Annotated in this window: 19 protein-coding genes; 13 read left to right on the top strand and 6 right to left on the bottom strand. The window is 56.2% G+C overall.

Annotated elements, in window-relative coordinates; all coding sequences use genetic code 11:
• The first annotated feature begins 36 nt into the window (after positions 1–36).
• Entirely contained in the window at positions 37–1,233 is a 1,197-nt protein-coding gene (gene kbl, locus EBL_RS18855) for a glycine C-acetyltransferase (RefSeq protein WP_002442606.1), read from the top strand.
• A 9-nt stretch (positions 1,234–1,242) separates the two neighbouring features.
• Positions 1,243–2,268 carry an L-threonine 3-dehydrogenase gene (gene tdh, locus EBL_RS18850; protein WP_002442609.1) on the top strand — a complete coding sequence of 342 codons (1,026 nt, stop codon included), beginning with the start codon at positions 1,243–1,245 and terminating at the stop codon, positions 2,266–2,268.
• Positions 2,269–2,307: 39 nt separating this feature from the next.
• Here the strand turns inward: tdh and EBL_RS18845 are convergent, their stop codons facing one another.
• From EBL_RS18845 to gpmM, 3 genes are read right to left on the bottom strand one after another with little or no spacing between them, the layout of a single operon-like run.
• Complete coding sequence (locus tag EBL_RS18845; protein WP_373278434.1) at positions 2,308–3,261, bottom strand: divergent polysaccharide deacetylase family protein; 954 nt, start codon at positions 3,259–3,261, stop codon at positions 2,308–2,310.
• 6 nt (positions 3,262–3,267) lie between these two features.
• On the bottom strand, positions 3,268–4,533 hold the full coding sequence (envC, locus tag EBL_RS18840) for a murein hydrolase activator EnvC (RefSeq protein ID WP_014716262.1): 1,266 nt from the start codon (positions 4,531–4,533) through the stop codon (positions 3,268–3,270).
• Positions 4,534–4,542: 9 nt separating this feature from the next.
• Positions 4,543–6,090, bottom strand: coding sequence for a 2,3-bisphosphoglycerate-independent phosphoglycerate mutase (gene gpmM / locus EBL_RS18835; protein ID WP_002442617.1), 1,548 nt, complete (start codon positions 6,088–6,090; stop codon positions 4,543–4,545).
• 249 nt (positions 6,091–6,339) lie between these two features.
• Between gpmM and EBL_RS18830 the strand changes: the two genes are divergently transcribed.
• From EBL_RS18830 to cysE, 5 genes are all read left to right on the top strand, one after another.
• Entirely contained in the window at positions 6,340–6,771 is a 432-nt protein-coding gene (locus EBL_RS18830; RefSeq protein WP_002442619.1) for a rhodanese-like domain-containing protein, read from the top strand.
• Positions 6,772–6,790: 19 nt separating this feature from the next.
• Positions 6,791–7,042, top strand: a complete 252-nt coding sequence (grxC, locus tag EBL_RS18825) for a glutaredoxin 3 (protein WP_002442621.1) — start codon at positions 6,791–6,793, stop codon at positions 7,040–7,042.
• A gap of 46 nt (positions 7,043–7,088) precedes the next feature.
• Positions 7,089–7,556 (top strand): protein-export chaperone SecB, encoded by a 468-nt coding sequence (secB, locus tag EBL_RS18820; protein WP_002442625.1) that lies wholly within the window; start codon positions 7,089–7,091, stop codon positions 7,554–7,556.
• Positions 7,556–8,575: an NAD(P)H-dependent glycerol-3-phosphate dehydrogenase gene (gene gpsA, locus EBL_RS18815; RefSeq protein WP_002442627.1), complete on the top strand. Its 1,020-nt coding sequence runs from the start codon at positions 7,556–7,558 to the stop codon at positions 8,573–8,575. The genes secB and gpsA overlap by 1 nt, the downstream gene beginning before the upstream one ends.
• A gap of 73 nt (positions 8,576–8,648) precedes the next feature.
• Positions 8,649–9,470, top strand: coding sequence for a serine O-acetyltransferase (gene cysE / locus EBL_RS18810; protein WP_002442629.1), 822 nt, complete (start codon positions 8,649–8,651; stop codon positions 9,468–9,470).
• A gap of 32 nt (positions 9,471–9,502) precedes the next feature.
• Here cysE and trmL read toward each other — a convergent pair whose 3' ends face one another.
• The 3 genes from trmL to cpxR form a co-directional block, all read right to left on the bottom strand.
• Positions 9,503–9,976 (bottom strand): tRNA (uridine(34)/cytosine(34)/5-carboxymethylaminomethyluridine(34)-2'-O)-methyltransferase TrmL, encoded by a 474-nt coding sequence (gene trmL / locus EBL_RS18805; RefSeq protein ID WP_002442631.1) that lies wholly within the window; start codon positions 9,974–9,976, stop codon positions 9,503–9,505.
• A gap of 69 nt (positions 9,977–10,045) precedes the next feature.
• Positions 10,046–11,425 carry an envelope stress sensor histidine kinase CpxA gene (gene cpxA, locus EBL_RS18800; RefSeq protein ID WP_002442633.1) on the bottom strand — a complete coding sequence of 460 codons (1,380 nt, stop codon included), beginning with the start codon at positions 11,423–11,425 and terminating at the stop codon, positions 10,046–10,048.
• Positions 11,422–12,120: an envelope stress response regulator transcription factor CpxR gene (cpxR, locus tag EBL_RS18795; RefSeq protein ID WP_002442635.1), complete on the bottom strand. Its 699-nt coding sequence runs from the start codon at positions 12,118–12,120 to the stop codon at positions 11,422–11,424. Before cpxR ends, cpxA begins: the two co-directional genes overlap by 4 nt.
• A gap of 149 nt (positions 12,121–12,269) precedes the next feature.
• Here cpxR and cpxP point away from each other — a divergent pair, with 149 nt between their 5' ends.
• The 6 genes from cpxP (at position 12,270) to EBL_RS18765 (ending at position 17,616) form a co-directional block, all read left to right on the top strand.
• On the top strand, positions 12,270–12,758 hold the full coding sequence (gene cpxP / locus EBL_RS18790) for a cell-envelope stress modulator CpxP (RefSeq protein WP_002442636.1): 489 nt from the start codon (positions 12,270–12,272) through the stop codon (positions 12,756–12,758).
• A 135-nt stretch (positions 12,759–12,893) separates the two neighbouring features.
• Complete coding sequence (gene fieF, locus EBL_RS18785) at positions 12,894–13,793, top strand: CDF family cation-efflux transporter FieF (protein ID WP_002442638.1); 900 nt, start codon at positions 12,894–12,896, stop codon at positions 13,791–13,793.
• Positions 13,794–13,973: 180 nt separating this feature from the next.
• The gene (gene pfkA / locus EBL_RS18780) at positions 13,974–14,936 is read left to right on the top strand and encodes a 6-phosphofructokinase (protein WP_002442640.1); all 963 of its coding nucleotides are present in this window, start codon (positions 13,974–13,976) and stop codon (positions 14,934–14,936) included.
• Positions 14,937–15,081: 145 nt separating this feature from the next.
• Positions 15,082–16,071, top strand: a complete 990-nt coding sequence (locus EBL_RS18775; protein WP_002442643.1) for a sulfate ABC transporter substrate-binding protein — start codon at positions 15,082–15,084, stop codon at positions 16,069–16,071.
• Between the two features lie 278 nt (positions 16,072–16,349).
• Positions 16,350–16,943 carry a TetR/AcrR family transcriptional regulator gene (locus EBL_RS18770; RefSeq protein ID WP_002442645.1) on the top strand — a complete coding sequence of 198 codons (594 nt, stop codon included), beginning with the start codon at positions 16,350–16,352 and terminating at the stop codon, positions 16,941–16,943.
• 73 nt (positions 16,944–17,016) lie between these two features.
• The gene (locus EBL_RS18765; RefSeq protein WP_002442647.1) at positions 17,017–17,616 is read left to right on the top strand and encodes an NAD(P)H-dependent oxidoreductase; all 600 of its coding nucleotides are present in this window, start codon (positions 17,017–17,019) and stop codon (positions 17,614–17,616) included.
• The last annotated feature ends 12 nt before the right edge of the window (positions 17,617–17,628 follow it).

Genomic DNA, 17,628 nt, shown 5'->3' with positions numbered 1-17,628 from the left:
GTATGTGCCGAAATCAGCCAGACCAGGAGAATTGTAATGCGTGGGGATTTTTACCAGCAGTTAAACGCCCGGCTTGAAGAGGCCCGGGCGGAAGGGTTGTTCAAAGAAGAGCGCATCATCACCTCCGCCCAGCAGGCGGATATCACCGTTGCCGACGGCAGCCATGTTATTAACTTCTGTGCTAATAACTACCTGGGCCTGGCAAACCACCCGGCGCTGATCGCCGCCGCACAGCAGGGGATGGAGACCCACGGCTTTGGTATGGCGTCGGTGCGTTTTATCTGCGGCACCCAGGACAGCCACAAAGCGCTGGAGCATAAGCTGGCGGGCTTCCTGGGTATGGAAGATGCCATTCTGTACTCATCCTGCTTTGATGCGAACGGCGGCCTGTTCGAAACCCTGTTAGGGCCGGAAGATGCCATTATTTCCGATGCGCTGAACCATGCCTCGATTATTGACGGGGTCCGCCTGTGCAAAGCGCAGCGCTACCGCTATGCCAACAACGATATGCACGAGCTGGAAGCGCGCCTGCAGGAGGCAAAAGCCGCCGGTGCCCGCCATATACTGATAGCGACAGACGGCGTGTTCTCCATGGATGGCGTGATTGCCAACCTGAAAGGGGTCTGCGACCTGGCCGACCAGTACCAGGCACTGGTCATGGTGGATGATTCACACGCCGTCGGGTTTGTGGGCGAGCATGGCCGTGGCACCCACGAGTTTTGTGATGTCATGGGGCGGGTGGATATCATTACCGGTACGCTGGGTAAAGCGCTGGGTGGTGCATCCGGCGGTTATACCGCAGGCCGCAAAGAGGTGATCGAATGGCTGCGCCAGCGCTCCCGCCCGTATCTGTTTTCTAACTCTCTGGCGCCGGCCATTGTGGCGGCATCGATCAAAGTTCTGGAGATGCTGGAATCCGGTGCTGAGCTGCGCGATCGGCTGTGGGCTAACGCGCGCCTGTTCCGGGAGAAGATGAGCGCCGCCGGGTTTACCCTGGCCGGTGCCGATCACGCCATTATTCCGGTTATGCTCGGTGATGCGGTGGTGGCGCAGAACTTCGCCCGCGAGCTGCAAAAAGAGGGGATTTATGTCACCGGATTCTTCTACCCGGTTGTTCCCAAAGGCCAGGCACGGATCCGTACCCAAATGTCAGCGGCCCACACTCCGCAACAGATTGAACATGCGGTGGCTGCATTCACGCGTATTGGCAAAAAACTGGGTGTGATTGCCTGAGGATAGGTTATGAAAGCATTATCGAAGCTGAAAGCTGAGGAAGGGATCTGGATGACCGATGTTCCGTTACCGGAAATGGGTCATAACGATCTGCTGATCAAAATCCGCAAAACCGCCATTTGCGGTACTGATGTGCATATCTACAACTGGGACCAGTGGTCACGCAAAACGATTCCGGTGCCGATGGTGGTCGGGCATGAGTATGTGGGTGAAGTGGTCGGTATTGGCCAGGAAGTCCGCGGGTTTAATATTGGTGACCGGGTGTCCGGCGAGGGGCATATCACCTGTGGTCACTGCCGCAATTGCCGGGGCGGGCGCACCCATCTGTGCCGCAATACCATCGGGGTGGGGGTAAACCGCCCGGGGTGTTTTGCCGAGTATCTGGTGATCCCGGCCTTTAATGCCTTCAAAATTCCGGACAATATTTCCGATGACCTGGCCTCTATCTTTGATCCGTTCGGGAATGCGGTGCACACGGCGCTCTCTTTCGACCTGGTCGGGGAGGATGTGCTGGTCTCCGGGGCAGGGCCGATAGGCATTATGGCTGCCGCGGTTGCAAAGCATGTGGGCGCCCGTAACGTGGTGATAACCGATGTTAACGACTACCGTCTGGCCCTGGCCCGGGATATGGGCGTAACCCGGGCGGTGAATGTCAGCGAGGAAAATCTGCAGGATGTAATGACCGGGCTCGGGATGACCGAAGGCTTCGATGTGGGGCTGGAAATGTCCGGGGCACCCGCTGCTTTTCGCACCATGCTGGACACCATGAACCACGGCGGGCGGATCGCCATGCTGGGTATTCCGCCAGACGATATGGCTATCGACTGGAACAAGGTTATCTTCAAGGGGCTGTTCATCAAGGGTATTTACGGCCGCGAGATGTTCGAAACCTGGTATAAGATGGCGGCGCTTATTCAGTCCGGGCTGGATCTGTCACCGATCATCACCCACCGCTTCTCTGTTGATGACTTTCAGAAAGGGTTCGACGCGATGCGTTCAGGCCAGTCCGGTAAAGTGATCCTGAGCTGGGACTGACAGCACAGACAGGCGCGCGGTGGCGCGCCTGTCTGCTGATTACTGGCCGGGTGGCCGTTTGTTTTGCCAGCCCTGCCACTGGTGTGTCAGATACATGGCCAGATTGCTCTGGCGGATACTGTCGGCAATAACTGTAAACCAGACGGTGGCATACACCGGCTGCGGTGGCCGCCTTGTGGTGCACATTTTGAGCATCGCCTTCAGTGACGGCGCAGCTGCGGTGCGCTGGCTGGTCTGCTGCACAACCGGTGCGCTGGTGTTATCCACCTGGGGCTCATTAAGCAGGCTGCTCGGGCGTACCAGTGTGATGTCCGGCGGCAGGTTATAGACCATTTGCTGTAACACTCTTACCGTGGTCGGGTGCGGATGCCCGATGGCGATCGCCGAGCCGTTACGCCGGGCCAGATTTATCGCCCGGTTAAACTGGTAGCGGATGTCCGTTTCATTCTGCTTGTCATCCAGAAAGACTTTACGCTTAATCACCTTCACCCGGGTGCCCGCGGCGGCGCGCATGGCCTGGCTGTTGCCGATGGTGACGCTGTCCAGAAAGTAAAAACTGTAGTGATCGAGGATCTGCATGACTTTCTGCATGCCGGGCAGGCTGGAGGTCATCGCACTGCCCATGTGGTTATTCAGGCCCACCGCATAGGGGACTTTAGCCACCGCTTCGCGGATGATGCGCTCAATTTCGGCGCTGTTCATCTCCGGGCGCAGGGTGTCTTTTTCCAGCGGTTGCTTACTGAGGGGGGCCATAGGCAGGTGGATCAGCACCTCGTGGCCCGCCGCGTGGGCTTTACTGGCCATCTCCCGGGCGTGGGGGGCATTTGGCAGTACCGCCACCGAGATATTGGCAGGCATCGCGATCACCTGGTTTTCGGTTTGGGGGCGATAACCGAAATCATCAATAACAATGGCGAGCTTACCGGCGCTGGCGCTGGTGCTGAGCACGGCCAGCGCGGCAACCAGTGCTGAAAGAAAATGACGAAAATGCAGCAAAACTTATCTTCCCAACCATGCTTGTGGGTTTACCGCCTGGCCCTGGCGACGGATCTCAAAATAGAGTGATGGCCTGCCCTGGCCGCCGCTGTTACCGACCAGCGCAATTGCCTGACCTGCCCGGACCTGTGTACCCACCCGGACAAGGGCACTTTGATTATAGCCATACAGGCTCATATCGCCTTTCCCGTGCTCGACAACCACCACCAGGCCATAGCCCTGTAGCCAGTCGGCGAGGATCACCCGGCCGTCGGCAATGGCGCGCACTTCGGTGCCTTCAGAGGCGGCGATCACAATCCCTTTCCAGCGCAGCTCGCCCTGTAACTGCTCGCCGTAGCGGTGCAGCAGCGAGCCCCGGACCGGCCACAAGGCCTGGCCGCGTGGCGCGCCCAGCCCCCCGGTGCGGGCCATAAGCGAGCGTTCGCTCTCGGTCGGTTTATAGGTTGTCCCCTTGCGGGAGGCATCCTGCTGGCGGGAGCGGACCTTATCGGCTTCGCGGGCTTCGCTCTCTGCTTTCGCGCGGGCTGCGGCTTCCGCCCGGGCAATGCTGCTGCGCAGGCGATTTTCGTTCTGGCGCAGCTCGGTGATCTGCTGCTGGCCTTTCTGAATGGATGAATTCAGGCCGTTGATGGTTTTCTGGCGTTCGCTGCGGGCGGCCTGCAGGCGGCGCTGCTCTGCCTGCTGCTCATAGAGCAGGGTCTGTTGCCGGGACTGTTTATCTTCCAGCACCGCTTTCTGGGCGGCGACCTCTTCACTGGTTTTTTGCAGCGCTTCAATGGCCTGCTGACGGGCCTGATTGAAGTATTTAAAGTACATCTGCAGCCGTTCAGTACGCTCCGTCTCTTTACCGTTAAGCACAAACTCAATGCCGGAGGTTTGCCCCTGGCGGAATGCGGCGTCCAGCATGGCGGACAAGTTCTGCTCCTGGGCGGCCTTCTGGCGCTCCAGTTTGGTGATCGACGCATTCATGGTGGCTATCTGACGGTTCAGATCGTTGAGGGTGTTCTGGGTATCGCGCAGTTTGCGGGTCGCATCGGCAATGGCCTGCTCCTGAATCTTAAGCTGGGCCTGGAGTGCGCTGCGCTGCTGTTGCTGCTGGCGTACCACGCGCTCTTTCGAGGCGATATCCTGCTGAATGGTTTTAAGCTGAGCGCGATCGTCAGCGTGGGCAAAAAAAGGGCATACCAATACGCCAGCGCTGATCACGCTGGCGTAAAGCAGGGGCTTAATTGTGCCCCTGGAGAATGAAATAAGCGCCTTTCCCCTCATGGGGCAGGATTATTTCACGATGAACAGCGGCTTACCAGTCATCTCTTGAGGGATTTCCATTCCCATCAGGCTGAGCATGGTCGGCGCAAGGTCAGAGAGTTTCCCGCCTTCTACGGCCTGAACGGTTTTGTCGCCAACATAGATAAGCGGAACCGGCAGGCTGGTATGGGCGGTGTGGGCCTGGCCTGTTGCCGGGTCGCGCATCTGTTCGGCGTTACCGTGGTCGGCGGTGATCATCAGCTGGCCGCCTGCTGCCATCACGGCTTTGGTGACCTGATCAACACAGTTATCCAGCGCTTCCACAGCGGCAACGGCCGCGTTGTAATCGCCCGTATGGCCGACCATATCGCCATTCGGGTAGTTACAGATGATAGCGTCGTACTTGCCGCTTCCGATGGCGGCAACCAGCTTGCTGGTCAGTTCAGCGGAGCTCATTTCCGGCTGCAGATCGTATGTGGCCACTTTAGGTGAATTCACCAGGATGCGGTCTTCGCCCGGGAACGGCTCTTCCACACCACCATTAAAGAAGAAGGTGACGTGGGCGTATTTTTCCGTTTCGGAGATACGCAGCTGGGTTTTGTCGTGTTTCGCCATCCATTCACCGAAGGTGTTCGCCAGAGAGGCAGGCGGGTAGGCGCAGGCGGTTTTGATGTCGGCAGCGTATTCGGTCAGCATCACGAAGTTGCTCAGTTTTACCACTTTCTTACGGGCAAAACCGTCGAAGTCCGGATTAACGAAGGCGCGGGTGATTTCGCGGGCGCGGTCGGCACGGAAGTTCATGAAAATCAGCGTGTCGCCATCTTCCATTGCGGCATCTGCCTGGCCTGGGGCGCGGATAACGGTGGCTTTCACAAACTCGTCGTTTTCATCACGGGCGTAGGCAGCCTGCAGGCCAGCGACAGCGCTGTCGGCCTGGAATTCGCCTTTTGCCATGGTCAGCAGATCATAAGCCTGCTCAACACGATCCCAGCGGTTGTCGCGGTCCATAGCAAAGTAACGGCCAACGATAGAGGCCACGCGGCCTTTACCTGACTGGGCAAATTTATCTTCAAATTTTTTCAGCGACGATTCAGCGCTGCGCGGCGGGGTATCGCGGCCATCCAGGAAGGCGTGCAGATAGATTTTCTCAGCGCCGCGTTCAGTCGCCAGTTCTACCATCGCCATAATGTGGTCTTCGTGGCTGTGCACGCCGCCGGCAGACAGCAGGCCCATAATGTGCACCGCTTTACCGGTGGTTACGGCGTTATCAACCGCGCCGCACAGTACCGGGTTGGCGAAAAACTGGCGATCTTTGATCTCCACGTCAAGGCGGGTCAGATCCTGATAGACGATGCGCCCGGCACCCAGGTTGACGTGGCCCACTTCGGAGTTACCCATCTGCCCGTCCGGCAGACCCACTTCCAGGCCCGATGCATTGATGAGCGAGTGTGGACGGGTGGCCCACAGGTTATCCATTACCGGGGTTTTCGCGTTAAGGATGGCGTTATCCTGCTGATCTTCGCGATAGCCGTAGCCATCCAGAATTACCAGGACCATTGGTTTTTTAGACACTGACATTGCAACAACCTCTGTAGGTCAAAGACAAAAAAATTTGCGTAATTTTACTACAGTAAGCGTCGGTGAATAGCCTCAGAAGATCAAAAAAAATGTCGGGGGGCGAGCTGCTTTTGCGGTCTGCGGCGGATTTTTCAGGTTGCAGGCCGCAGAAAAGAGATATCAGCCTGACGACTGGCTGTAATTGGCACAACACGCAGGTATACTCCCCTCCTGGTTTTTTGTTCAACCTCTCGGGAGTTGTTACCCCCCATGCAAGAAATTATGCAATTTGTTAGCCGTCACCCCATTCTGAGTATCGCGTGGGTCGGTTTACTGGCGGCAGTTATTGTCACCACCCTTAAAGGCCTGACCTCTAAGGTTAAAGTCATCACCCGCAGCCAGGTGACGCATCTGATCAATAAAGAAGATGCCGTTGTGGTCGATCTTCGCCAGCGCGATGACTTCCGTAAAGGCCATATCACCAACGCAGTGAACCTGTTGCCCACTGAAATCAAAAGTGGCAGTTTTGGTGAGCTGGATAAACATAAATCCAGACCGGTTATTGTGGTTGACGCCAGCGGTATGAATGCGCAGGAATCTGCCGCCCTGCTGACGAAAGCCGGTTTTGAGCGCGTTATGGTCCTGAAAGAAGGGATTGCCGGCTGGAGTGGTGAAAACCTCCCCCTGGTGCGCGGTAAATAATCTCTGTTGAGGTGTCGTTATGGCGAAAATTGAAATATATACCAAAGCAACCTGCCCTTACTGCCGTCGTGCGAAAGAACTGCTGGCCAGCAAAGGGGTGGTGTTTGATGAGCTACCGATTGACGGCGATGCAGCGCTGCGCGATGTGATGATCCAGCGCAGTGGCAGAACGACCGTTCCTCAGATTTTTATTGACGGGCAGCACATTGGTGGCTGTGACGACTTGTACGCGCTGGATGCGCGTGGTGGACTCGATCCCCTGCTGCGCTGAGGCAGCAGCATATTTTACTAAGGACTATACTTTTAAGGGTTGACTCATGTCAGAACAAAATAGCGCCGAAATGGCTTTTCAGATCCAGCGTGTTTACACCAAAGATATCTCTTTTGAAGCACCGTCTGCCCCGCAGGTCTTTCAGAAAGACTGGCAGCCGGAAGTAAAACTGGACCTGGATACTGCCTCTACCCAGCTGGCGGACGATGTGTATGAAGTGGTACTGCGTGTTACCGTAACCGCGACCCTGGGTGAAGAGACTGCGTTCCTGTGTGAAGTTCAACAGGCGGGTATTTTCTCCATCGCGGGTATTGAAGGTACTCAGATGGCGCATTGCCTGGGTGCGTACTGCCCGAACATTCTGTTCCCTTACGCGCGTGAATGTATTACCAGTCTGGTTTCCCGCGGCACGTTCCCGCAGCTGAACCTTGCACCGGTTAACTTCGATGCACTGTTCATGAACTATCTGCAGCAACAGTCCGGCGAAGGTACGCCAGAACATCAGGATGCCTGATGAACAGCATTAATGCTTCCATGACTGTTATCGGTGCCGGATCTTACGGCACCGCCCTTGCCATTACCGTGGCAAGAAATGGTCACAATGTGGTGTTGTGGGGCCATGATCCGGCCCATATCGCTACGCTGCAGGCCGATCGCTGCAACGCCGCATTTCTCCCCGATGTCCCGTTCCCTGACTCTTTGTACCTGGAATCCGATCTGGCAACGGCGCTGGCCGCCAGCCGGGATATTCTGGTGGTGGTGCCAAGCCATGTCTTTGGCGACGTGCTGCGCCAGATTAAACCGCTGATGCGCCCGGATGCCCGCATTGTGTGGGCGACAAAAGGGCTGGAGGCAGAGACCGGCCGCCTGTTACAGGATGTCGCCAGAGAAGCGCTGGGGGATACCATCCCGCTGGCGGTGATCTCCGGGCCAACCTTCGCGAAGGAGCTGGCGTCTGGCCTGCCCACGGCGATTGCGGTGGCCTCTACCGACAGCGTGTTTACCCACGACCTTCAGCAACTGCTGCACTGCGGGAAGAGTTTCCGGGTATACAGCAATCCGGACATGACTGGCGTGCAGCTGGGCGGTGCGGTGAAGAATGTTATCGCCATCGGTGCTGGCATGTCCGACGGGATAGGCTTTGGCGCCAATGCGCGCACGGCGCTTATCACCCGGGGCCTGGCAGAGATGACCCGGCTGGGGGTTGCCCTGGGCGCAGATCCGGAAACCTTTATGGGCATGGCGGGGCTTGGGGATCTGGTGCTGACCTGTACTGATAATCAGTCCCGTAACCGTCGCTTCGGGATGATGCTCGGGCAGGGGCTCGATGTGGCCAGCGCCCAGGCGAAGATTGGCCAGGTTGTTGAAGGTTTCCGTAACACCAGAGAAGTGCGCGAACTTGCGGCACGTAATGGTGTGGAAATGCCAATAACCGAGGAAATTTATCAGGTATTATATTGCGGAAAAAATGCGCGCGAGGCAGCATTAACGCTATTAGGCCGGACTCGTAAGGACGAAAGAGGCAATCAGTAAGGAAACGACGGTCATTACCTGCATAGCGCCGGAAGCCGCGAGGCTTACCGGCACCTTTTTTCTGGAGAGAGCAATGCCGTGTGAAGAACTGGACAATGTGTGGAACAATATCAAAGCCGAAGCCAGATCCCTTGCGGACTGTGAACCTATGCTGGCTAGTTTTTACCACGCGACCTTGCTGAAACATGAAAATCTGGGCAGCGCACTGAGTTATATGCTGGCCAATAAGCTCTCTTCCGCGATTATGCCCGCCATCGCCATTCGTGAAGTGGTGGAAGAGGCCTACGCGGCTGATCCTGAAATGATAGCCTCCGCAGCCTGTGATATTCAGGCGGTGCGCACCCGCGACCCGGCGGTCGACAAATACTCCACCCCGCTACTGTACCTGAAAGGCTTCCACGCCCTGCAGGCATACCGGATCGGCCACTGGCTCTGGTCCCAGGGGCGGCGCGCGCTGGCAATCTTTCTACAAAACCAGGTGTCGGTGACGTTTCAGGTCGATATTCACCCGGCGGCCACCATTGGCCGCGGCATTATGCTGGACCACGCCACCGGTATTGTGATTGGTGAGACGGCCGTTGTGGAAAACGACGTTTCCATTCTGCAGTCAGTTACCCTCGGTGGGACCGGTAAAACCAGCGGCGATCGCCATCCGAAGATCCGTGAAGGGGTGATGATTGGCGCGGGGGCGAAAATCCTCGGTAATATCGAAGTCGGGCGCGGGGCCAAAATCGGCGCGGGCTCGGTGGTATTACAGCCCATTCCGCCGCACACCACCGCTGCCGGGGTTCCGGCGCGCATCGTCGGTAAGCCGGAAAGCGAAAAGCCCGCCATCGATATGAACCAGCACTTTAACGGTATCAACCACGGTTTTGAGTACGGGGACGGTATCTGAGTGCGTCTGGCCTGCCACCGGCAGGCCATTGCTTAGCTGCGCAGCACGGCGCCCGGGTAACCCAGCTGGCGCCAGGCTTCAAACACCACCACCGCCACCGAGTTCGACAGGTTCATACTGCGGCTGTCCGGCAGCATCGGAATACGAATTTTTTGCTCTTTAGGCAGTGCATCCAGAATAGTTGCCGGTAACCCGCGGGTTTCCGGGCCAAACATCAGATAGTCCCCGTCCTGGTACTGTACCGCGCTGTGGGCCGGTGTGCCCTTCGTGGTTAAGGCAAACAGCCGCTGTGGCTGCTGGCTCTCCAGAAACGCGGCGTAGTCATGGTGGCGCACCACGGCGGCAAATTCATGATAATCCAGACCGGCACGGCGCAGGCGTTTATCGTCCCAGGTAAACCCCATGGGCTCGATGATATGCAGATGGAAACCGGTATTGGCGCACAGGCGGATGATATTGCCGGTATTCGGTGGAATTTCTGGTTCGTATAAGACGATATTAAGCATGAAAGCCCCCTTATGAGGGGGCGCAGAATAGCAGACTTTGGGCCGGAAGGGATCTCCCGGCCCGGTGTGTTATTGCTTGTTACGGTGGTAAAGCGGCAGCCACAGGGTCAGGCGCAGCCCGCCCAGCGGGCTGTCATCGGCTTTTACCCAGCCCCGGTGCTGTTTCACCACGTTATCGACAATCGCCAGGCCCAGACCGGTGCCGCCCGATTCGCGATCGCGCGCCTCGTCGGTGCGGAAGAAGGGCCGGAAGATTTGCTCGCGATCGGCCGGGTCAACCCCCGGGCCGTCGTCATCAACGGTGATGGTGATCCCCTGATTATCCACGGCAAAATTCACGGCTATCTCAGTGTGTGAATAGCGCAGCGCGTTGCGGACAATATTTTCCAGCGCGCTCTCCAGGGCGTTCGGGTTGCCGTACAGCAGCCAGGGGCCGGGAGGGTAGGTTATCTTCAGCGACTTGCCTTTCTGCTCTGCCTCAAAGGCGGCGTTGTCCAGCATTTCACCCCACAGCTGGCTGGCTTTCAGGGTTTCGCTGACCAGGGCGGTTTTCTGCTGCTCGCGGGACATCACCAGCAGATCGTTAATCATACCGTCCAGCCGCTGGGCTTCCGTTTCGATGCGCTCAAGCTCTTTGCTCTCGCCGTTACGGCGGCGTAATAACGCGGTCCCCAGTTGTAAGCGGGTCAGCGGGGTGCGCAGCTCGTGCGAAATATCGGAAATTAACCGTTGCTGACCGGTCATCATCCGCTCCAGCGCGGTGACCATCTGGTTAAAGCTGGCGCCTGCTGCCAGGAACTCCTGAGGGCCGGACTCCAGCTCAGGGTGCTGGCGTAAATTCCCCCGGGCGACTTCATCGGCGGCGTTTTTCAGCTTCCTGGCCGGTTTTGCCAGGCTCCACGCCAGCCACAGCAGCAGCGGCGAGCTGACCAGCATGGTCACAATCAGCAACAACAGCGGCCTGTCGAACAGCAGGTTGATAAAGTCTGACTGGGAGTTGCTGGCGGGGCGAATCATGTATAACTGGTAGTTATCTTCGCCATCCTGAACGGCAAACGGCCCCACCATTTCCAGGCGGCCATATTTTTTCTTCTGGGGATGATCGGCATTATCGGACTGGCCGATAAAGTTACGAATGATCTGCATTTCATCGCGGTGGGCGCCAATAACGCGGCCTTCACTGGTAACCAGCAACAGCCGCTGACCGGGCGGAGCCCATTTCTCAATTGCGCGATACAGACGCCGCCACCACATAAGATCATTGGGAGGGTCGGTGGCGAGTTCTGCTTCAACATGTTGCTCGATCATCACGCCCTGGCGTTGCTCGCTTTCCAGCAGCTCTGTCATCTGGCGTGAGTCGAGCTTGGGCAACATCAATACCAGCATCAGTACAAGCGCCAGAGTCAGCCAGAATATGGCGAAAATGCGCGCGGTAAGGCTGCTTATCATGAAGCGGACACCATCAGGTAGCCGCGCCCGCGTAGTGTTTTAAACCAGGGGTGACCGTCTTTGCGCTCCGGCAGCTTCCGGCGCAGGTTAGAAATATGCATATCGATTGCCCGGTCAAACGGGGTCAGGCGCTTGCCGAGCACTTCCTGGCTGAGATGCTCGCGGGAAACCACCTGGCCGAGATGCTGGGCCAGTAAATACAGGAGGGTGAATTCCGTGCCGGTTAACTCCAGCGTTTGCCCGTCGAAGCTGGCTTCCTGGCGGCCAGGATTCAGGCTCAGGGCGTCAACTTCCAGATTGGGCGAACCGGTTTCGCTGCTTTGCTGCTGCTCGCTCCAGTGTGAACGGCGCAAAATGGCGCGGATACGGGCGACCAGCTCCCGGTCATTAAACGGTTTTGGCAGGTAATCATCAGCGCCAAGCTCAAGGCCGAGCACCCGATCAAGTTCGCTACCGCGGGCGGTCAGCATAATAACGGGGGTCTGGTGTGTCTGGCGTAGTTCTTTAAGAGTGTCGATACCGTTTTTCTTCGGCATCATAACATCCAGTAATAACAGATCGATGCTGTCATCCAGCAAGCTGAGTGCCTGTTCGCCGTCATGGGCGACCAGCACATTAAAACCTTCCATGTCGAGCAACTCCTTGAGTAAGGACGTTAGCTCCCGATCGTCATCGACTAACAGAATTTTATTCATTTTTGTTACCTCCGAGGCAGAAATTACGTCATCCAGGTTGGCTAATCCATGACTTTACGTTGTTTTACACCCCCTGACGCTAGTTTGCAGCGTAATTCGTAGACTGCATGTCGTTGAATCGCAGCACGCAAAATATCGGGAGTTAAGTGATGCGCAATGTTATCGCCACCGTAACGGGTCTGACGCTGATGCTGAGCACTTTCGCCAGTCATTCTGCTGAATTGTCGGGCGATAACCGCAACAGAGCAGAGCATCCGGCCCGGCAGTTACATATGTTTGACGGCATCAGTTTAACCGAACATCAGCGCCAGCAAATGCGGGATCTGATGCAGCAGGCCCGCCACAACAGCGCTCCTGTTAATGTTAGCGAAATCGATGCCATGCATCGCCTGGTGACAGCAGAAAAATTTGATGAACGCGCTGTTCGTCAACAGGCAGAGAAAATGGCGCAGGAAGGCATACAGCGCCAGGTCGAAATGGCCAGAGTGCGTAACCAGATGTACCGCCTGCTGACACCGGAGCAACAGGCCGTATTAAACCAGAAACATCAACAGCACATGGAAAAGCTCCATGAGCTGGCGGAAACGGGAGATTCCTCCTCGTTGCAGCTGTCAAGTTACAGCGCCCGCAATCAGTAGCAGAGTAGCAGTATTCCAGGTTTTCCTTGCCATAGACACCATCCCTGTCTTCCCCCGCCTCTGGCGGGGTTTTTTTTGCCTTCAGATTGACAAGATCCTCGCTATACTAGCCAGCATTCCTGTGCTGGAGCAATTATGAATCAACAATATAGGCGGCTTGTCAGCCGCGCGGCGCTGGCCGCAACGGTAATGGCGCTACTGCTGCTGATCATCAAGGTACTGGCGTGGTGGGTTACCGGCTCTGTCAGTATTCTGGCGGCGCTGGTGGACTCCCTGGTGGATATGGCCGCCTCGCTGACGAATCTTCTGGTGGTGCGCTATTCGCTACAACCTGCCGACAGCGAACACTCTTTTGGTCACGGCAAGGCCGAATCGCTGGCGGCCCTGGCCCAGAGTATGTTCATTTCCGGGTCGGCGCTGTTTCTGTTTTTGACCAGTATCCAGCACCTTGCGCGGCCGGAACAAATGAGCAGCCCGGGGGTTGGGGTAGTGGTTACGGTCATTGCATTGGTCTGTACTGTGATCCTGGTAACATTTCAGCGTTGGGTTGTCAGAAAAACCGGTAGTCAGGCGATTCGGGCTGATATGCTCCATTACCAGTCAGATGTGTTAATGAATAGTGCGATTCTGATAGCGCTGGGTTTATCCTGGTATGGATGGCACCGGGCCGATTCTCTGTTTGCTCTGGGGATTGGCATCTATATTTTATATAGTGCATTACACATGGGGTATGAGGCGGTGCAGTCCCTGCTCGACAGGGCGCTGCCAGATGACGAGCAACAAGCGATTGCGGATATAGTGAAAGGATGCCCCGGCGTCCGTGGGGCGCACGACCTGCGCACCCGCCAGTCAGGGGTTACGCGCTTTATCCAGGTGCATATCGAACTGGAAGATGAACTTCCACTTGTTGAGGCTCATGCCGTTGCGGATCGCGTGGAGCAGGCCATCCTGCAGCGCTTTCCGGACGCAGATGTCATTATTCACCAGGATCCGTGCTCAGTGGTCGTCACTGAGCCCCCGCAAGGACAGTTGTAAATTCCATGGTTAGTGCAAAAAGTGACCTTTAAGGGTTTAATTTGTCATCACGATGCCTGACCTGAATCAATTCAGCTAAGAATTGCTGTTATATTATGGACCTGGTTGATGAACGCGGTTACGCCCGGTTGCGGTGTCCGGCAATAGGATTTCTCTTGCATTCTAAGTTCAGAGGTTGTCATGATTAAGAAAATCGGTGTATTGACGAGCGGCGGTGATGCGCCAGGCATGAACGCGGCGATCCGTGGCGTGGTTCGTGCGGCGTTAACTGAAGGTCTTGAAGTTTATGGTATCTATGACGGCTACCTCGGCTTGTATGAAGATCGCATGATTAGCCTGGACCGTTACAGCGTTTCCGACATGATCAACCGCGGCGGCACCTTCCTGGGCTCTGCGCGTTTCCCTGAATTCCGTGAAGAGAGCGTGCGCGCCGTTGCCATCGAAAACATGAAAAAACGGGGTCTGGATGCGCTGGTGGTTATCGGTGGTGACGGTTCCTACATGGGGGCCAAACGTCTTACCGAGATGGGTTTCCCGTGCATCGGCCTGCCGGGCACTATCGATAACGACATCAAAGGCACTGACTACACCATCGGCTTCTTTACGGCGCTGAGCACGGTCGTTGAAGCGATTGACCGTCTGCGCGACACCTCTTCTTCCCACCAGCGTATTTCAATTGTTGAAGTGATGGGCCGCTACTGTGGCGATCTGACCCTGGCTGCGGCCATTGCCGGTGGCTGTGAGTATATCGTGGTGCCGGAGGTTGAATTTAACCGCGAAGAGCTGGTTGAAGGCATCAAAGCCGGTATTGCGAAAGGCAAAAAACACGCGATTGTCGCCATCACCGAGCACATGTGCGACGTGCATGAGCTTTCCACCTACATTGAAAAAGAGACCGGCCGCGAAACCCGCGCCACGGTTCTGGGCCATATTCAGCGTGGCGGCTCGCCGGTGCCTTACGATCGTATTCTGGCCTCCCGTATGGGCGCTTACGCCATTGAATTACTGCTGCAGGGCTATGGTGGCCGCTGCGTCGGTATTCAGAACGAAAAACTGGTTCATCACGATATTATTGACGCCATTGAGCATATGAAGCGGCCGTTTAAAGGCGACTGGCTGGACTGCGCTAAAAAACTGTACTAATGCGAAGAGGCCGGGATTTCCCGGCTTTTTTATCGCCGTGTATATCGCGTTTAGTTATATCCATGTTTTTTTTATTCTTTAATAATCCCCCCGGCTTCTGGCAGGCTCTGCGTATTACTTAACCATAACAATAAGCGAGCAGGTCATGAATAAGTGGGGAATTGGCTTAACCGTGTTGCTGGCCTCTGCAGGTGCTCTGGCCAAAGATATTCAGCTGTTAAACGTGTCTTACGATCCCACCCGCGAACTGTACGACCAGTATAACAAAGCGTTCAGCGCGCACTGGAAGCAGGAAACCGGGGATACGGTCACTATTCGCCAGTCTCACGGCGGCTCCGGCAAGCAGGCCACATCCGTGATTAACGGCATTGATGCTGACGTGGTCACCCTGGCCCTGGCCTACGATGTGGACGCCATTGCTGAGCGCGGGCGCCTTGATAAAAACTGGATCAAACGCCTGGCCGATAACTCCGCGCCCTATACCTCGACCATTGTGTTTCTGGTGCGTAAAGGTAACCCGAAGCAAATCCATGACTGGAACGATTTAGTTAAACCCGGCGTGTCCGTTATTACGCCGAACCCGAAAAGCTCCGGCGGCGCGCGCTGGAACTACCTGGCCGCCTGGGGCTATGCACTGCATCACAATAACGGCGATCAGGCAAAAGCACAGGATTTCGTAAAAGCGCTGTATAAGAACGTAGAAGTGCTGGATTCCGGTGCCCGTGGCTCCACGAACACCTTTGTCGAGCGCGGTATTGGTGATGTGCTTATCGCCTGGGAAAACGAAGCGCTGCTGGCAACCCATGAGCTGGGTAAGGACAAGTTTGAGGTCATCACCCCGAGCGAGTCTATCCTGGCGGAGCCGACCGTCTCTGTTGTTGATAAAGTTGTCGAGAAGAAAGGCACCCAGGCAGTTGCTGAGGCCTATCTGAAGTATCTCTACTCTCCGCAGGGGCAGGATATTGCGGCGCGGAATTACTACCGCCCGCGGGACCCTCAAGTTGCCCAAAAATATGCGGATGCCTTCCCGAAACTGAAACTGTTTACTATCGATGAGGTGTTCGGTGGCTGGACCAAAGCCCAGAAAGAGCACTTCTCAAACGGCGGCACGTTTGATCAGATATCAAAACGCTAGCCGCTGAAAATGCCCCGCCAGTCCAGTAAAGTGCCAGCGACCCTCTCTGGCACAGGAGCCGCCCCCAGGGGCGGCTCCTCCTGTTCTTGCACTGCAAAGCGTGACCAGCACATCCCCCAACCTCCTCTCACAAATCAGTTTGTGGCATCATTGGCTCGTCAGGCCCGGTAAATACATCGCGCTGCTCTGGCAATCATGAGGTGGTATCAATACGCGGCGTACTTCCTTTCAGATAAAGCGTACAAACTACCTTTGGTAGGTAATGGTGTGAGGGTGTTATGGTTGTTAAGCGTTTAAAAAAAGAGGACCGACGGATGCAGTTGCTGGAGGTTGCTCGCGGGATCGTGCGCCAGCAAGGTACTGAAGCGCTGACGCTGGGATATCTGGCTGAGCGGGCCAGCGTGACAAAACCTATTCCCTACGATCACTTTGGCGACCGTGAAGGGTTGCTGATGGCGTTGTATCAGGATTTCAGCGATAAGCAGCTGGCAAGATTCCGTGAAACGCTGAAGGTCGATAACAAAACGCTGGAAAAGACCGTGCGTTTTTTCAGCGCTGCCTATATTGATTGCTCTATCAGCGCCGGGCCTGAGACGGGTCCCATTGCTGCCGCGTTATCGGGCTCCCGGGCGCTACAGGCCTTCCGGGAGACATGCGTCGCTGATAGCGAAGACTGCCTGCGTTCCGTGCTTTCGCCCTATATTTTGTTAAAAGGCGTTCAGGGTGAGGCAGCAGTAACGGCCATTATTGGCGCGGCTGATGCGCTTGGCGCTGCGGCCAGCAACGGGGTTCTCGCGCGTAATGTGGCAGAAGATATACTCAGCGGTGCGATACAGGGCGTACTGGAGGCCTACACCGCGAGCGCAAAATGATTACGTCATACGGATTGCCAATCAAGTTACTAATGGTAATATAGCAGGCAATTAATCCCGTAATGAGGTAGTTATGTCTGTAAAAAATGTAGTGGATAATGCCCTTATCGTAACGGCTCATCCGGTCGCAAATTCGTTATCCCATTCACTGGCGGCAGGTATTGCCGGGTATCTGCGTGATCAGGGAACGCAGGTAGAGGTTGCCGATCTCCATGCCGAGGCCTTTTCTCCGGCGATGTCACAGACGGATCTTGAGGTATACCACGGGAATGCTGGCGCGCTTCCCGCCGATGTTCTGCGTGAGCAGCAACGCGTGGAGCGGGCTGATATGCTGGTGTTTGTGTTCCCGGTGTACTGGTGGTCAGTGCCTGGGCTGCTGAAAGGCTGGTTTGACCGCGTACTCACCCTGGACTGGGCGTACAAAATGACAGAAGACGGCCGGGTTGTGGGTAACTTACGTCAGGTTCCGGTACGCCTTATCGCGACGGCCGCGGGCGATCCTGAAGGCTTCGACAAGCACGGCTATACACAGGCAATACACACTCAGGTAGTTGAAGGTGTTTTCCACTGGTGTGGGCTGAAGGATACGAAACTGGATATCTTCTACCAGTCAGATGCTGCCACGGCAGAGCAGATTGACGCTTTCCTGAAAAACCTGACAAGCACGATGTGAGCCGCCCGGCAG

This window comes from Shimwellia blattae DSM 4481 = NBRC 105725 (assembly GCF_000262305.1).
GTDB classification, from domain to species: Bacteria; Pseudomonadota; Gammaproteobacteria; order Enterobacterales; family Enterobacteriaceae; genus Shimwellia; species Shimwellia blattae.
The sequence above is the reverse complement of the archived record's forward strand: the minus strand, read 5'-3'. Positions and strand labels throughout refer to the sequence as shown.

What these genes read in the sequence shown, in the direction of transcription:
- kbl (WP_002442606.1), top strand. Translation starts at nt 37, where the DNA reads ATGCGTGGGGATTTTTACCAGCAGTTAAACGCCCGGCTTGAAGAGGCC.
- tdh (WP_002442609.1), top strand. Translation starts at nt 1,243, where the DNA reads ATGAAAGCATTATCGAAGCTGAAAGCTGAGGAAGGGATCTGGATGACC.
- envC (WP_014716262.1), bottom strand. Translation starts at nt 4,533, where the DNA reads ATGAGGGGAAAGGCGCTTATTTCATTCTCCAGGGGCACAATTAAGCCC.
- gpmM (WP_002442617.1), bottom strand. Translation starts at nt 6,090, where the DNA reads ATGTCAGTGTCTAAAAAACCAATGGTCCTGGTAATTCTGGATGGCTAC.
- EBL_RS18830 (WP_002442619.1), top strand. Translation starts at nt 6,340, where the DNA reads ATGCAAGAAATTATGCAATTTGTTAGCCGTCACCCCATTCTGAGTATC.
- grxC (WP_002442621.1), top strand. Translation starts at nt 6,791, where the DNA reads ATGGCGAAAATTGAAATATATACCAAAGCAACCTGCCCTTACTGCCGT.
- secB (WP_002442625.1), top strand. Translation starts at nt 7,089, where the DNA reads ATGTCAGAACAAAATAGCGCCGAAATGGCTTTTCAGATCCAGCGTGTT.
- gpsA (WP_002442627.1), top strand. Translation starts at nt 7,556, where the DNA reads ATGAACAGCATTAATGCTTCCATGACTGTTATCGGTGCCGGATCTTAC.
- cysE (WP_002442629.1), top strand. Translation starts at nt 8,649, where the DNA reads ATGCCGTGTGAAGAACTGGACAATGTGTGGAACAATATCAAAGCCGAA.
- trmL (WP_002442631.1), bottom strand. Translation starts at nt 9,976, where the DNA reads ATGCTTAATATCGTCTTATACGAACCAGAAATTCCACCGAATACCGGC.
- cpxA (WP_002442633.1), bottom strand. Translation starts at nt 11,425, where the DNA reads ATGATAAGCAGCCTTACCGCGCGCATTTTCGCCATATTCTGGCTGACT.
- cpxR (WP_002442635.1), bottom strand. Translation starts at nt 12,120, where the DNA reads ATGAATAAAATTCTGTTAGTCGATGACGATCGGGAGCTAACGTCCTTA.
- cpxP (WP_002442636.1), top strand. Translation starts at nt 12,270, where the DNA reads ATGCGCAATGTTATCGCCACCGTAACGGGTCTGACGCTGATGCTGAGC.
- fieF (WP_002442638.1), top strand. Translation starts at nt 12,894, where the DNA reads ATGAATCAACAATATAGGCGGCTTGTCAGCCGCGCGGCGCTGGCCGCA.
- pfkA (WP_002442640.1), top strand. Translation starts at nt 13,974, where the DNA reads ATGATTAAGAAAATCGGTGTATTGACGAGCGGCGGTGATGCGCCAGGC.
- EBL_RS18775 (WP_002442643.1), top strand. Translation starts at nt 15,082, where the DNA reads ATGAATAAGTGGGGAATTGGCTTAACCGTGTTGCTGGCCTCTGCAGGT.
- EBL_RS18770 (WP_002442645.1), top strand. Translation starts at nt 16,350, where the DNA reads ATGGTTGTTAAGCGTTTAAAAAAAGAGGACCGACGGATGCAGTTGCTG.
- EBL_RS18765 (WP_002442647.1), top strand. Translation starts at nt 17,017, where the DNA reads ATGTCTGTAAAAAATGTAGTGGATAATGCCCTTATCGTAACGGCTCAT.